Below are 14,314 nucleotides of genomic sequence, written 5' to 3'. Positions count from 1 at the left end.
ATCGGCCCGATGCTCGTGCGGACGCTGCACCGCCGCGACGCGCCGCTGCCCGAGGACCTGGTCGACCGGGTCATCGACGCCCTGATGCAGGGCCTCGGTCCGGCGTCGGGCGCCGCCGCGGCGCCGGGTCCGGCCGACGCGCCCGGCCCCTCCGGGCGCAACTGACCCCACGGACACGCCCTACAGCCGGACGCTCCGGCCGGTGTGACCCTGGACGCTCCGGACCGGACCGGCCGGAAATGAGGGGTCGGTCACAGCACCGGGACGGCTCGGCACAAAGCGGAACCCATGGCACCGTTCCGGTCGTCCTCCACTCCGTGCCGCCGCCCCGGACGGAGGGAAAACGCCCGCCGATCCCCTAGGGTCGGGGGCGCGGCGACATGCAGGGCAACGCAGTGAGGAAGCGCGATGGTGCAGGCGTACGGAGCGGACACCGGCAACGACAACGCGGAGCCGCCGCGCGCCGGCTCCCGCCTGCGAGGGAAGCTGGCCCGCCTGAAGGCGGACCGGGGTATCTGGCGGCGCGGAATCGTGCTCGCGCTCTGCTCGGTCCTGGTGACGCTGGTGATGGTCTTCCACGCGGAGATCCCCAACCGGCTCGGCAACCTCGGCAGCCTCACCGAGACCTTCCTGCCGTGGATCGGTGTCGTTCTCCCCGTTCTGCTGCTCCTCGGTCTCGTACGGCGCTCCGCCACCGCGCTCGTCGCCCTGCTCCTGCCCCTGGTCGTGTGGCTGAATCTCTTCGGCGGTCTGCTGCTCGACGACAAGTCCGGCGCCGGCGGCGACCTCACCGTCGCCACGCACAACGTGAACGCCGGCAACCCCGACCCCGCCGGTACCGCCCAGCAGGTCGCGGGCTCCGGCGCGGACGTGGTGGCCCTCCAGGAACTGCCGAGCGGCCAGGTCGCCGCGTACGAGAAGGCGCTCGACGCGCCCTACCCGTACCACTCGGTCCAGGGCACCGTCGGCCTCTGGAGCAAGTACCCGCTCAGCGACACCAAGCCCGTGGACATCAAGATGGGCTGGGTCCGGGCCATGCGCTCCACCATCACCGCCCCCGGCGGCAAGGTCGCCGTGTACGTCGCCCACCTGCCGTCCGTCCGCGTCAAACTGCACGCCGGGTTCACCGCCAACCAGCGCGACAACAGCGCCGACGCCCTCGGCGAGGCCATCTCCGACGAACCGCTGAGCCGGGTCGTCCTGCTCGGCGACCTCAACGGCACCATGAACGACCGCGCCCTGCGGGCCGTCACCTCACAGATGCGATCCACCCAGGGCGCCGCCGGCGACGGCTTCGGCTTCAGCTGGCCCGCCGCGTTCCCGATGGCCCGGATCGACCAGATCATGGTCAGGGGAGTGGAGCCGATGTCCTCGTGGACGCTCGCGGCGACCGCCAGCGACCACCTGCCGATCGCCGCCCGCGTCCAGCTCTGACCGGGCCCCGTACGAGCGGGGAGGGGTGAGCGGCGTCGGGCGGGGGCCCAGCGGCCGGCACCCGGCCGACGCCCGGGCCGGACTCCGCCGAAACGACCCGTTCACCTCCAGGAACGGATTGTCTGCCACACTTTGTTCAGGTTGCTGACCTGAGCATGCCTGGCAGAGCCGCCGGAGCACCGCCGCCCGTCCTTCGACCTCCGCCCGTCCCCTCTCCGCCCGGTCCGCGCGCACTTCCGCGCGGCCGACCGCTGCGCCACGTCCCCGTACGGGCCTACCGTCCGCCCCGGACACAGGCGCGCGCCCTCCTGCTGAAAGGTTCCTTCCCCATGCCTCTGGCCTTGCTCGCCCTGGCTGTGAGCGCCTTCGGCATAGGCACCACCGAGTTCGTGATGATGGGGCTGCTGCCCAATGTCGCGGACGACCTGGGTACGTCGGTGCCCACCGCCGGTTACCTCGTCTCCGCCTATGCGATCGGCGTCGTACTCGGCGCCCCGCTGCTCACCGCTCTCGGCTCCCGCATCCCCCGCAAGCGGATGCTCCTGCTGCTGATGGGACTCTTCGTCCTCGGCAACGCCGCCTCGGCGCTCGCCCCCGGCTTCGGCTGGCTCGTCGCGGGCCGCCTGATCGCGGGCCTGCCGCACGGCGCGTTCTTCGGCGTCGGCGCGGTCGTCGCCGCCCGCCTGGTCCCGGAGGACCGCCAGGCGCGGGCCGTCGCCCGGATGTTCCTCGGCCTGACCGTGGCCAACATCGTGGGCGTACCGGCCGCGACCCTGCTCGGCCAGCACCTCGGCTGGCGGGCGACGTTCCTCGTGGTGGCCGTGATCGGACTGGTCGCCCTGACCGCCCTGTCCCGGCTGATCCCGCAGATCCCCGTCGCCGAGCACCAGGACGTACGCCACGAACTGCGCGCGCTCGGCAACCGCCAGGTGATCCTCGGACTGCTCACCGCCGTCTTCGGCTTCGGTGGCGTGTTCGCCGTGTACTCGTACCTCTCCTCCATGACCACCGAGGCGATGGGCTTCGGCGAGTCCTCGGTCACCCTCGTGCTCGCCCTCTTCGGCATCGGTATGACCCTCGGCGCGCTCGCCGCCGGACCGCTCACCGACCGGGCTCTGCGGCCGACGCTCTTCGGCTCGCTCGGCGCGCTCACCGTCGTCCTGCTTCTCTTCCCGCTCACGGTGCACGTGCAGTGGCTGGCGCTCGCGATGGTGGTCCTGCTCGGGGCGGTCGGCTTCATGACGACCACCCCGCTCCAGATGCTGGTGATGCGCAAGGCGAAGGACGCGCCCACATTGGCCTCCGCCTCCAACCACTCGGCGTTCAACCTCGCCAACGCGGGCGGCGCCTGGCTCGGCGGCGCGGCCATCTCGGCTGGCTGGGGCTGGACCTCGCCCGCACCGGTCGGCGCGGCGCTCGCCGTCGCCGGCCTCGGCATCGCGGTCACCGCGACCCTGCTGGACCGCGAGCGCGTCACACCCTCGCGGGTCGTCGCGGGCGGGCCGGACGGGACCGCCGACACCGACGCCGGTGCGCCGGAAGCGCACGTGTCCGGACGGCAGACCGTACGGAGCGCACCGGGGGAGTAGGCAGGGTGCCGGGGCGGGGGTGCCGGGACAGCGCCCCCGCCCCGGCTACGGAAGCTGCTTCACGGGCGCCTCGCGCCACTGGTTGGTGACGGGCAGCCGCCGGTCCTTGCCGAACCCCTTCGGCGAGATCTTCGTGCCCGGCGGGTACTGCCGCCGCTTGTACTCGGCGGTGTCCACCAGCCGCAGCGTCCGCGTCACCAGCTCCTCGTCGAAGCCCGCCGCGACGATCGCGTCCCGGCCCTGGTCCCGGTCGACGTACAGCTCCAGAATCCGGTCCAGCACCTCGTAGTCCGGCAGCGAGTCTGCGTCCACCTGCCCCGGCCGGAGCTCCGCGCTGGGCGGCTTGGTGATCGACGCCTCCGGGATCGGCGGGATCTGACCGCGCTCCTCGGCGGCCCGGTTGCGCCACCTCGCCAGCCGGAAGACCGCCGACTTGTACACGTCCTTGATCGGCCCGTACGCCCCGACCGAGTCCCCGTAGAGCGTCGAATAGCCCACCGCCAGCTCCGACTTGTTGCCCGGCGCGAGCACGAGCTGCCCCTCCTGGTTGGAGATCGCCATCAGCGTGGTGCCGCGCAGCCGCGACTGGAGGTTCTCCTCCGCGAGTCCGGTGAGCTTCAGCGACCCCATGAACGCGTCGAACATCGGGCCGATCGGTACGGTGCGGTAGTTCAGTCCCGTACGCCGGGCCAGCTCGGCCGCGTCGTCCCGGGAGTGGTCCGAGGAGTACTTCGACGGCATCGAGACGCCGTACACGTGCGCCGCGCCCAGCGCGTCGCAGGCCAGGGCCGCGACGAGCGCCGAGTCGATGCCGCCGGAGAGCCCGACCAGCACACTGCTGAAACCGTTCTTCGCGACGTACGCGCGCAACCCCACGACCAGCGCGGAGTACAGCTCCTCGTCGTCGTCGAGCCGCTCGGCGTACCCGCCCGCCAGCTCGGGGGCGTACGGCGGGAGCGGCTCCCCGGTGAGTACGACGTGGTCGATCCGCAGCCCGTCGTTCACCTCCCCGGACGGCGGCTCGGCCGCGGCGGCCGGGAGTTCGAGATCGAGGATCACACTGCCCTCGGCGAACTGCGGTGCGCGGGCGATCACTTCGCCCTCCGCGTCCACCACGATCGAGTCACCGTCGAAGACCAGCTCGTCCTGGCCGCCGATCATCGCCAGATACGCGGTGGTGCAACCGGCCTCCCGGGCCCGCCTGCGGACCAGTTCGAGACGGGTGTCGTCCTTGTCCCGCTCGTAGGGCGAGGCGTTGATCGAAAGCAGCAGCCCCGCGCCCGCCGCGCGGGCAGCCGGTACGCGCCCGCCGTCCTGCCACAGGTCCTCGCAGATGGCGAGCGCCACATCGATGCCGCGCACCCGCACGACCGGCAGCGAATCGCCCGGCACGAAGTACCGGAACTCGTCGAACACCCCGTAGTTGGGGAGATGGTGCTTGGCGAAGTCCAGTGCGATCCGCCCCCGGTGCAGCACCGCCGCAGCGTTGCGCGGCGCACCCGCGGGCTGCCCGTACCGGGGAGCGGCGTGCTCGGAACGGCCGAGGTGGCCGACGACCACCGGCAGTTCGCCGAAACCCTCCGCGTCGAGCCGCACGGCGAGCGCGCGCAGCGCCGCACGCGAGGCTTCGACGAAGGACGACCGCAGGGCCAGATCCTCCACGGGATAGCCGGTCAGCACCATCTCGGGGAACGCGACGAGATGGGCGCCCAGCTCGGCGGCGTGCCGGGTCCAGCGGACGATCGCCTCGGCATTGCCGGTGAGATCGCCGACCGTCGAGTCGATCTGGTTGAGGCAAAGGCGTAGTTGAGGCACCCCCGCAGTGTAATCGTCTTCCTGACGCGATGTCCGGGAGGACGGTGATTTCGACGGTGATTCCGTTTCCCCGGGGGCCTGTTGGCGGGGCGTGGGCGTGCGTCACGGGGGCCGGTCAGCCCCGGGCGTACACCTGGCTCGCCCAGTCGGCGATCTGCTCCTCGCTGAGGTGCTGCGCCAGGTCGGCCTCGCTGATCATGCCGATCAGCTTCTTGTTCTCGACCACCGGGAGCCGCCGGATGCGGTGACCCTGCATCTCCTCCAGCACCGCGTCCACCCCGGCCCCCGAGTCGATCCAGCGCGGCGTCCCGTGGCAGAGGGCACCGGCCGTCACCTCGGACGGATCGTGGCCCCCCGCCACACAGCCGACCACGATGTCCCGGTCGGTGATGATCCCGACCATTCGGTCCTCGGCGCCCTCCGCCGAGACGGGCAGCGAACCCACCCCGTGGTCGCGCATCATCTGGGCGGCCCGGTCGAGCGTCTCGTGCGCCGGAATCCAGGTGGCGCCGGGATGCATGATGTCCTTCGCCGTGGTCATGGGGTTCCTCCTGGGCTGATCGGTGCCTGAGCACACCCCCGTACGGCCCCGAGTCCATCCTCCATCGTCCTCGGGGGCACGCCCCGCCGCCGACCGAAACCACCCATTCGAGTGAACGCGGAAAGCTCTGGGCGGGACACTCGGAGGCTTACCGCCGCCCGCCCGCCCGCCCGAGTACGTGTGCGCTCGGGCGGACGGGCGACGGGGGCTCCACGGGAGGCCGCGGTACTCAGGCGCGGGGGTGCGCTCCCCGTTCGGCCAGCAGGTCCGCCATCAGGCCCAGTTCGGACTGCTGGGCGTCCACCATGCCCTGCGCGAGCCGCCGCTCGGCCGGCACCGCGCACCGCTCGGCGCACGCGCGGGCCATGGCGATGCCGCCCTTGTGGTGGTCGGTCATCAGCTGGAGGAACAGCACCTCCGCGTCCCGTCCCCGCGCCGCGCCCAGCCGCTTCAGCTCCGCGGCCGTGGCCATGCCGGTCATCGTGGCACCCGCCCCGGACCGGTCCGGGCCGTGGCCCATGCCGTCCGGGTGGTCCATGCCGTCCATGCCGTCCATGCCGGCCATGGCGCCCGCGTGGTCCGTGCCCTTCTCCGCTCCCATCCACGCCATGGGCGCTCCGGTCGTGGCGATCTTCGGCAGCCCCCACAGGTCGAGCCAGCCGAGGAGCATCCCGCGCTGGTTCGACTGGGTGTGGGCGATGTCGTAGGCGAGGCGGCGCACGTCCTGGTCGTGCGTACCGTCCCGCACCACGAAGGACATCTCCACCGCCTGCTCGTGGTGGACGGCCATGTCCTGCGCGAACCCGGCGTCCGCCGAGTCCACGGCCGGAAGCCCCTGCCCCGGGCCGGACCCCTGCCCGTACCCCTGCGCCTGCTCCTGCGCCCGGTCTTGATCGGCACCTCCGGACCGGGCGGTCACGACCGCCGCCGTACCGCCTCCGACCAGCGCCGCGAGCACCAGCACCCCGGCCACCGCCCAGCGCGGGCGCGCCCCGCGCCCCGTACCGCCGGTCATCGGGGAGCCGCCAGTCCGCCGGTGCACGGCGCGCCGGGCTCCGGGGTCTGCGGGCCCTGGACGTACGCGGCGAGGAACCTGCCCACCCGTTCGTCGTCCGGGCCGTCCACCGTGAGCTGCTTCCCCCACGCGCTGAGCATGATGGCGCCCGACTGTCCCGGATAGGGGCTGAGCAGCGTGTACGGGGTCGCCCTGACCCGGGTGGCCAGGTGGCGCACCGCGTCGGCGGACGCGTCAGCGTTGTACGTGATCCACACCGCGCCGTGCTCCAGGGAGTGCACGGCGTTCACGTCGGCGAGCGGCGTTTCGTATACGTCGCCGTCGCAGTCCATCCAGGTCGGGTTGTGGTCCCCGCCCACCGGAGGCGTCATCGGGTAGTGGACCTCGTGGGTCACGTGGTTACGGGTGAGCTTGCTCGCGTCCCAGGACTTCTCGCCCTCGATCGCGGGGGCCGGCGCCGTACCGGCCGCCTTCGCGGGATCGGCTTCGCCCGGCTTGGAGTCCGCCGCGGCGGTGGACACGAGACCGGCGCGCGAAGCCGGGCCGTCCAGCACTCCGGAGCCGCCGAACCCCACCAGACCTGCGACGACGGCCACGCCGACCGCTATGGCCAGGCCCCTGCCGCGCCCCACGCGGCGCCGCTCGGAGAGCGGGGCCGGGGGCGTCTGGACCTGGGGAGGCTGCGGGGAAAGGCTCATGGCGTCGAGTCCTTCTGGGAGGAGTCGGGAGGGAGCGGACGAGTCGGAAGAACCTCTGTGCGAGAGTCGGTCGCGCATGCGTCCGTTCCCCAGCACATCGGGGCCGTCGATCGTAGTGGGTGGCCGCGTGCTCTCTCTCACACCGTGTGCGTAATCTGGGTGAAATCCCGGGTCGTGATACTGGAGTGACTCCCCTACCCCGGGCGGTGGTGCGCGGACCGTCTGAACTGCAAGGATGTGGCTATGGACAAGCAGCAGGAATTCGTCCTCAGGACTCTTGAGGAACGTGACATCCGGTTCGTACGACTGTGGTTCACCGATGTCCTCGGGTTCCTCAAGTCCGTGGCCGTGGCACCGGCCGAGCTGGAACAGGCCTTCGACGAGGGCATCGGCTTCGACGGTTCGGCGATCGAGGGCTTCGCCCGCGTATACGAATCGGACATGATCGCCAAGCCGGACCCGGGTACCTTCCAGATCCTGCCCTGGCGCGCGGAGGCCCCCGGCACCGCCCGCATGTTCTGCGACATCCTGATGCCGGACGGATCGCCGTCCTTCGCGGACCCCCGCTTCGTTCTCAAGCGCATCCTCGCCAAGACCTCCGACCTCGGCTTCACCTTCTACACCCACCCCGAGATCGAGTTCTTCCTGCTGAAGGACAAGCCGGTGGACGGCACCCGGCCCACCCCGGCCGACAGCTCCGGCTACTTCGACCACACCCCGCAGAACGTCGGCATGGACTTCCGCCGCCAGGCGATCACCATGCTCGAATCGATGGGCATCTCGGTCGAGTTCAGCCACCACGAGGGCGCCCCCGGCCAGCAGGAGATCGACCTGCGGTACGCCGACGCGCTCTCCACGGCCGACAACATCATGACCTTCCGCCTGGTCATGAAGCAGGTCGCGCTGGAGCAGGGCGTACAGGCCACCTTCATGCCGAAGCCGTTCTCGGAGTACCCGGGCTCCGGCATGCACACCCACCTCTCCCTCTTCGAGGGCGACCGCAACGCCTTCTACGAGTCCGGCGCCGAGTACCAGCTCTCCAAGGTCGGCCGCTCCTTCATCGCCGGCCTGCTGCGCCACGCCGCCGAGATCTCCGCCGTCACCAACCAGTGGGTCAACTCCTACAAGCGCATCTGGGGCGGTTCCGCCCGCAGCGCCGGTGCCGGCGGCGAGGCCCCCTCGTACATCTGCTGGGGCCACAACAACCGCTCCGCCCTCATCCGGGTCCCGATGTACAAGCCCGGCAAGAACGGCTCCGCCCGCGTCGAGGTCCGCTCCATCGACTCCGGCGCCAACCCGTACCTCACCTACGCGGTCCTGCTCGCGGCGGGCCTCAAGGGCATCGAGGAGGGCTACGAACTCCCGGCCGGCGCCGACGACGACGTCTGGGCCCTCTCCGACTCCGAGCGCCGCGCGATGGGCATCGAGCCCCTCCCGCAGAACCTCGGCGAGGCCATCTCGCTGATGGAGAAGAGCGAACTCGTCGCGGAGACGCTGGGCGAGCACGTCTTCGACTTCTTCCTCCGCAACAAGAAGCGCGAGTGGGAGGAGTACCGCAGCGAGGTCACCGCGTTCGAGCGGAAGGCGCTGCTGCCGGTGCTGTAGGGGCTGGTCAGAGGTGTAGGCAGTACGACGCGGGCGGGGCCGCTCTGTTTCGGCAGAGGCGCCCCGCCCGCAGTCATGTCCGCAGTCATGTCCGCAGTCATGTCCGCCTCGCGGCGGCGAGCGCGTCCGCGAGCCGGGTGGCCGGATCGCCGGCGATCCGGTGCTGCGACCGCCCGGTCGGCCAGGTGGAGATGGCGTCGTCGGGCCACCGCGGCACGACGTGGAAGTGCAGGTGCCGCACCGACTGCTCGGACCCCGGGCCGCTCGCGTTGAGGATGTTCACACCTGTCGCGTTCAGTGCGGAACGCATGGCGCGCGCCAGACGCTGGGCCAGCTCGACCGTCTCCGCCAGCACCCCGGCGGGCGTGTCGAAGACGTCGGCGTGGTGGGCGGTCGGCGCGACGAGCGTGTGCCCCGGCGCCAGGGGGTCGAGCGGGGTGAACGCGCAGGCGGACGGCTCACGGGCCACCCACCGGGCACTGTCTTCGCGGACGAGTCGGCAGAAGAGGCACTCCATGCGGACGACCTTGCCACACGCCCGTGATGCGTCAGTTCCGGAGGGTTGACTCCGTCTCACCGCGGGCGGGTGCGCAGGGCCGATGCGAGGTGTGCTGGGGCCGCGTGAGGGGCCGGGCGGCCGCATGTCGTACGGCGACGAAACTAATTTCACAAGATCCTCATATTTTCCTCGCGATCTCCTCTAGCCTGGCCTCCGCGATGGCGCACGCGTCATATGCCGACGCGCATCCATGTCGGCACACGCGGACGGGTGTTCTGCGCCACGTGCAGAGAACAAGAACCAGGGGGGTGGCATGTCTCTTCGGTATGCGCCGAGATCGTCAGGGTCGAACGGTGCCCAGGGCATGAAGAGCAGAGGAAAGTCCCGTCGGGCCTACGGGAGCCTGGTGGCCGGCCTCGTGGCCCTCACCATGGGGCTCGCGGGGTGCTCGGACGGAGATCAGGGTGCGGGATCGGCCACGGTGAGCACGATCCCCAGGGCTTCGGTTTCCGCTTCGGCGTCCCCGACCGCGTCCGCGCCCCCTTCGGAGTCTCCGGCCGCCACGGCTTCGCCGTCGCCGTCCGCGACTCCCTCGGAGAAGCCGGTCGTCAAGGCGGCGGTGGGCAGTTACGGCGGATGGAACCTCGCCAAGGCCGTGGCCGACGCCCGCGCGCACCACGTCGCGTCGGTGACGTACGCGGACGCGAGCGAGCTGGGGCGTTCGGTGGTGCACACCTCCAACTGGAAGGTGTGCTCACAGAGTCCGTCCGCCGGAACGTACGCCACCTCCACCAAGCTCTCGTTCAAGATCGTGGGGGTGAGCGAGTCCTGCTCGAATCCGCCGAGCGCGTCGTCCGGCGGCACGTCCACCAGTGGCGGTTCGTCCTCGTCCGGTGGCGGCGGTTCGAGTGTGTCCACGGGTGGCGGTTCGGCCAAGACGACGACGTGCGGCATCCGCTCCAACGCGGGCAACTGCTACCGCGCCGGGCAGTTCTGCCGGAACGCGGACGTGGGTGCGACCACCACGGACGAGGCCGGGCGGGCGATCACCTGCAGCTTCTCGTCCGGCAAGAACCGGTGGCACTACTGAGCCGTGACACGGCATGACCCCGGCCGACCGGTGTCGGCCAGGCGCCCGGGGGCGGCCCCGGGGCCGACGGCGAAGCCACCGTCGGCCCCGGTTCCGCCTACGGGGCAACCCCGTCCCCGCGCGGCGGGTCTTACCTCCGACGCCCGCCCCTCCCACCTGGAAGGTCCACCGGATGAGACTCCCCGCCCCCCTGCGCACGGCCAACGAGGTGCTCGCGTTCCTGGTCGAGGTGGTCGCCCTTGTCGCCTTCGCCCGCTGGGGCTGGCACAGTGCCGAGCCGACCGTGCTCCGCGTACTCCTCGCCGTGGCCGTCCCGGGCATCGCGGCGACGGTGTGGGGGATGTACGCGTCGCCCAAGGCGCGGTTCGCCCTGCCGGTCGCGGGGGTGGTGGGGGTCAAGCTGCTGGTCTTCGTGTGCGCGGTGGCCGCGCTGTACGACCTCGACGGGTCCGGGGCGGCCCTGTCGTACGCCGCCGTGGTGGCGGCCAACACGGTGCTGCTGACCCTGGACCGGCGCGCCCGCGCCCGTGCGCCCCAGGCCGGGTGAGCCCCGGACGCCACCTACTCGAAGCCGCGCCCCATCTCGTCCATGACCTCAGCGATCAGCTCGGCGGGCTCGCGGTCCGGGGCCTCCTCGATCCAGGCGCGCATGGCGATCCGCAGAGAGGCGAGGAAGCCCGCCGCCAGGATCAGGGGGCGGACCGGGCGGCCGGTGGGGCCGGGGCGGTCGGCGACGGCGTCGGCGAGGTCGCGCTCCAGTGCGGCGTGGTTCGCCAACTGCCGTGCCAGCAGGGAAGGGTGACGCAGAGCGAGGCGGGTGCGGACGGCCCATTCGCGGTTCAGTGGCGGGACCTGCCCCGCGAACTGGAGCATCGCCCCGCGCAGGGCGGTCCAGGCGGGTTCACCGGCGGGGCGTTCGCGCACCAGGTGGACCAGTGCCCTTATCTGCCGCTCCTCCCCGTAGAGGAGGGCGTCCTCCTTGTTGGTGAAGTAGTTGGAGAAGGTTCTGCGCGAGATGCCGGCCGCGTCCGCGACCGCTTCCACCGTGACGTGGTCGAAACCGTGCTCGACGGTGAGGCGCAGCGTGGCCTCGTGCACCGCTTGACGGGTGGCTTCCTTCTTGCGCTCCCGCAGTCCCACAGAGTTCTCCATCAGGCCATTGTCGCTTGGCCGTTGATTATTGCGCATGCGGCAAGATTGCCCATGGTGCATGTATGGTGAAGTGTTCCTGTCATTCCGTGCGCGAGGCCGGGGTACGGGGCGTCTTGCTCCGCCGCGCGGAGTGACGCCCTCCGGGGTGAGCCGTGAACACCACTGCTGGGAAGCGGAGTTCGCGGGGGCGTGAACCCCGGTCGCCACCTCCGTCGCGTGCGGCCGTCGATGTTCGTCCATCTCCCCACGAAACCCCGGAGGTTGCGCGTGAGCGCAGAAACGGCCACGCCGACCGAAGCCGTACCGATGACGCACCGCGAGGTGCTGCGGGCGCTGAGCGGTCTGCTTCTCGTGCTCTTCGTCGCCCTGACCAGCAGCACCGTCGTCTCGGTGGCGCTCCCGCAGATCATCGGGGCGCTCAACGGCACCCAGTCCCAGTACACATGGGTGGTCACCGCCACCCTGCTGGCGTCCACGGCGTCCACCCCGATCTGGGGCAAGCTCGCCGACCTCTTCAGCAAGAAGCTGCTGTTGCAGACGGCCATCTGCCTCTTCGTCGTCTCCTCCGTCGCCTGCGGATTCGCCCAGTCCACCGGCCAGTTGATCGCCTTCCGGGTCATCCAGGGTCTCGGCATGGGTGCGGTGCAGGTGCTCGTCCAGGTGATCATCGGCGCGATGATCAGCCCCAAGGAGCGCGGCCGGTACAACGGTTACCTCGGCGGGGTCATGGCCGTCGCCACCGTCGGCGGCCCGCTGCTCGGCGGGTTCATCACCGACACCTCCTGGCTCGGCTGGCGTTGGTGCTTCTTCATCGCCGTTCCCTTCACCCTGGTCGCCTTCGTGATGCTCGCCCGCACCCTGCACCTGGTGGAGACCCGCCGCCCCGACGCCAAGGTCGACTACCTCGGCGCCTCCCTGATAGCCGCCGGCGTCAGCCTCCTGCTGCTCTGGGTCACCTTCGTCGGCGACGACTTCGACTGGATCTCCTGGCAGTCCGGCGCGATGGTCGCCGGCAGCCTGCTGATCCTCGGTGCGGCCGTCTTCGTGGAGGCCCGGGTCAAGGAGCCCGTCGTCCCGCTCCACGTCGTCCGCCGCCGGGACCCCGCACTCGCCATCGTCGCGAGCCTCTCGGTCGGCATGGCCATGTTCGGCGGGGCCGTCTTCCTCGGCCAGTACTTCCAGATCGGACGCGGCTACTCGCCGATCCAGTCCGGACTGCTCACCATCCCGCTGATGTTCGGGGTACTGGTCTCCTCCACCGTCGCGGGCCGCCTCGTCTCGCGTACCGGCAAGGTCAAGCCCTTCATCCTCACCGGCGTCGTCGTGCTCACCCTCGGCTTCCTGGCGCTGTCGACCATCGACCACGAGACGAACCTGGTGTTCGTGGGCGCGGGCATGTTCGCGGTCGGCGCCGGTGTCGGCATGTCGATGCAGAACCTCGTGCTGGTCCTCCAGAACACCGTCCCGCTCAGGGAACTCGGCGCGGCCAGCGGTGCCATCACCTTCTTCCGTTCGCTCGGCGGCACCATGGGCGTCTCGGTGCTCGGCGCGGTGCTGGCCAGTCAGGTCAGCACGAAGATCGCCGACGGCCTGAAGAAGCTCGGCATCGATCCGGCCGCCTCCTCCTCGGGCGGCTCCACCCTCAACCTGAAGGCCATGCCGCCGCAGATCCAGGAGGTGGTCCGCGCCGCGTACGGGGACGCGACCGGCCACATCTTCCTCATCGCCGCGTGCATCGCCGTCGTCGGTGTCGTGGCGGCTTCCTTCCTGACCCCGACGAAGCTCCGCGACAGCGTGGACCTCTGACGGCCCGTACCCGAGAGTGCCCGCGCCCCGACCGGGTGCGGGCCCGGGCGGGCACCGGCGGGCCCGGCCCCGCCGCGCCTGTTGTACTGTGACCGGACCCCCGCACGGGGGAGCGTCCCCGCACGGGGACCCGGACCGAGGAGGTGAGCCCCCATTACCGCTGCGTCAGGCTGGGTGCTCACCCCGTACGGTCGCGACGTCCACCGGACGTGAGCGAACGCGGAGCGCCCAACGGCTCCCGAAAGGCTCCGCCATGTCGGTTCTCCCCCCTCCGCTCACCCGCTCCACGATCGTCACCGCGCTCCGCACCGCCGGCTGTGTCTTCGCCGAGGACGAAGCGGAACTGATCCTCTCCACCGCCGCCTCCCCGGCCGAGACCGCCGCCATGGTCCGGCGCCGCGCCGAGGGGCAGCCCCTCGAACACGTCCTGGGCTGGGCCGGGTTCCACGGCCTGCGGGTCGCCGTGGACCCGGGGGTCTTCGTGCCCCGCCGCCGCAGCGAGTTCCTCGTCGACCAGGCCGCCGCGACCGTCGGGGTCCCGGGGAACGGCACCCCGCGCACCCCCGTCGTCGTCGACCTCTGCTGCGGCTCCGGCGCCCTCGGCGCCGCGCTCGCCCGCATCCTGGGACCGGTGGAGCTGCACGCCTGCGACGTCGAACCGGCGGCCGTACGCTGCGCCCGGCGCAACCTCGACGGTGTGGGCCGGGTCCACGAGGGCGACCTCTTCGCCGCGCTGCCGACCGGGCTGCGCGGCCGGATCGACGTCCTCCTCGCCAACGTCCCGTACGTACCCACCGGCGACGTGCCCCTCCTCCCCGCCGAGGCCCGCGACCACGAACCGCGCGTCGCCCTCGACGGGGGCGACGACGGCCTCGACGTGATGCGCCGGGTGGTCGCCGCCGCCCCCCGGTGGCTCGCACCCGGCGGCAGCCTGCTCATGGAAACCAGCGAACGCCAGGCGGACCGCGCGCTCGCCACCGTCCAGGGCGGCGGCCTCGACGCACGGACCGCGACCTCCGACGAGCTCTGGGCCACCGTCGTCATCGGCACCAAGCCCCGGTGACCGTGAC

The 14,314-nt window shown here is 71.5% G+C and carries 13 protein-coding genes; 7 read left to right on the top strand and 6 right to left on the bottom strand.

Annotated elements, in window-relative coordinates; genetic code table 11:
- Nucleotides 1-408 precede the first annotated feature (408 nt).
- Both ACWD3D_RS10560 and ACWD3D_RS10555 read left to right on the top strand, forming a co-directional pair.
- The gene (locus tag ACWD3D_RS10560; RefSeq protein ID WP_451460514.1) at nucleotides 409-1,434 is read left to right on the top strand and encodes an endonuclease/exonuclease/phosphatase family protein; all 1,026 of its coding nucleotides are present in this window, start codon (nucleotides 409-411) and stop codon (nucleotides 1,432-1,434) included.
- Nucleotides 1,435-1,763: 329 nt separating this feature from the next.
- Nucleotides 1,764-3,023 (top strand): MFS transporter, encoded by a 1,260-nt coding sequence (locus ACWD3D_RS10555; RefSeq protein ID WP_451460513.1) that lies wholly within the window; start codon nucleotides 1,764-1,766, stop codon nucleotides 3,021-3,023.
- Nucleotides 3,024-3,068: 45 nt separating this feature from the next.
- Here ACWD3D_RS10555 and ACWD3D_RS10550 read toward each other — a convergent pair whose 3' ends face one another.
- The 4 genes from ACWD3D_RS10550 to ACWD3D_RS10535 all read right to left on the bottom strand — a co-directional run bounded on the left by ACWD3D_RS10550 (nucleotide 3,069) and on the right by ACWD3D_RS10535 (nucleotide 7,092).
- Entirely contained in the window at nucleotides 3,069-4,838 is a 1,770-nt protein-coding gene (locus ACWD3D_RS10550) for an NAD+ synthase (RefSeq protein ID WP_451460512.1), read from the bottom strand.
- A gap of 115 nt (nucleotides 4,839-4,953) precedes the next feature.
- Entirely contained in the window at nucleotides 4,954-5,379 is a 426-nt protein-coding gene (locus ACWD3D_RS10545) for a CBS domain-containing protein (protein WP_451460511.1), read from the bottom strand.
- Between the two features lie 229 nt (nucleotides 5,380-5,608).
- Nucleotides 5,609-6,394, bottom strand: coding sequence for a DUF305 domain-containing protein (locus ACWD3D_RS10540; protein WP_451460510.1), 786 nt, complete (start codon nucleotides 6,392-6,394; stop codon nucleotides 5,609-5,611).
- Entirely contained in the window at nucleotides 6,391-7,092 is a 702-nt protein-coding gene (locus ACWD3D_RS10535) for a DUF3105 domain-containing protein (protein WP_451460509.1), read from the bottom strand. Before ACWD3D_RS10535 ends, ACWD3D_RS10540 begins: the two co-directional genes overlap by 4 nt.
- Before the next feature lie 243 nt (nucleotides 7,093-7,335).
- Here ACWD3D_RS10535 and glnA point away from each other — a divergent pair, with 243 nt between their 5' ends.
- Nucleotides 7,336-8,697 (top strand): type I glutamate--ammonia ligase, encoded by a 1,362-nt coding sequence (gene glnA / locus ACWD3D_RS10530; RefSeq protein ID WP_266703648.1) that lies wholly within the window; start codon nucleotides 7,336-7,338, stop codon nucleotides 8,695-8,697.
- A 97-nt stretch (nucleotides 8,698-8,794) separates the two neighbouring features.
- On the opposite strand, the gene ACWD3D_RS10525 is transcribed toward glnA, so the two are convergent.
- Nucleotides 8,795-9,214: an HIT family protein gene (locus ACWD3D_RS10525; protein WP_451460508.1), complete on the bottom strand. Its 420-nt coding sequence runs from the start codon at nucleotides 9,212-9,214 to the stop codon at nucleotides 8,795-8,797.
- Between the two features lie 346 nt (nucleotides 9,215-9,560).
- Between ACWD3D_RS10525 and ACWD3D_RS10520 the strand changes: the two genes are divergently transcribed.
- Complete coding sequence (locus ACWD3D_RS10520) at nucleotides 9,561-10,286, top strand: hypothetical protein (protein WP_451460507.1); 726 nt, start codon at nucleotides 9,561-9,563, stop codon at nucleotides 10,284-10,286.
- 172 nt (nucleotides 10,287-10,458) lie between these two features.
- Nucleotides 10,459-10,833 (top strand): YrdB family protein, encoded by a 375-nt coding sequence (locus ACWD3D_RS10515; RefSeq protein WP_451460506.1) that lies wholly within the window; start codon nucleotides 10,459-10,461, stop codon nucleotides 10,831-10,833.
- Between the two features lie 14 nt (nucleotides 10,834-10,847).
- On the opposite strand, the gene ACWD3D_RS10510 is transcribed toward ACWD3D_RS10515, so the two are convergent.
- Nucleotides 10,848-11,438 carry an acyl-CoA-like ligand-binding transcription factor gene (locus ACWD3D_RS10510; RefSeq protein ID WP_451460505.1) on the bottom strand — a complete coding sequence of 197 codons (591 nt, stop codon included), beginning with the start codon at nucleotides 11,436-11,438 and terminating at the stop codon, nucleotides 10,848-10,850.
- A gap of 228 nt (nucleotides 11,439-11,666) precedes the next feature.
- Here ACWD3D_RS10510 and ACWD3D_RS10505 point away from each other — a divergent pair, with 228 nt between their 5' ends.
- Complete coding sequence (locus ACWD3D_RS10505; protein WP_451460504.1) at nucleotides 11,667-13,244, top strand: MDR family MFS transporter; 1,578 nt, start codon at nucleotides 11,667-11,669, stop codon at nucleotides 13,242-13,244.
- 253 nt (nucleotides 13,245-13,497) lie between these two features.
- Nucleotides 13,498-14,307 carry a putative protein N(5)-glutamine methyltransferase gene (locus ACWD3D_RS10500; RefSeq protein ID WP_451460503.1) on the top strand — a complete coding sequence of 270 codons (810 nt, stop codon included), beginning with the start codon at nucleotides 13,498-13,500 and terminating at the stop codon, nucleotides 14,305-14,307.
- Nucleotides 14,308-14,314: the final 7 nt, after the last annotated feature.

Source organism: Streptomyces sp. NPDC002690, assembly GCF_053592415.1.
The sequence above is the reverse complement of the archived record's forward strand: the minus strand, read 5'-3'. Positions and strand labels throughout refer to the sequence as shown.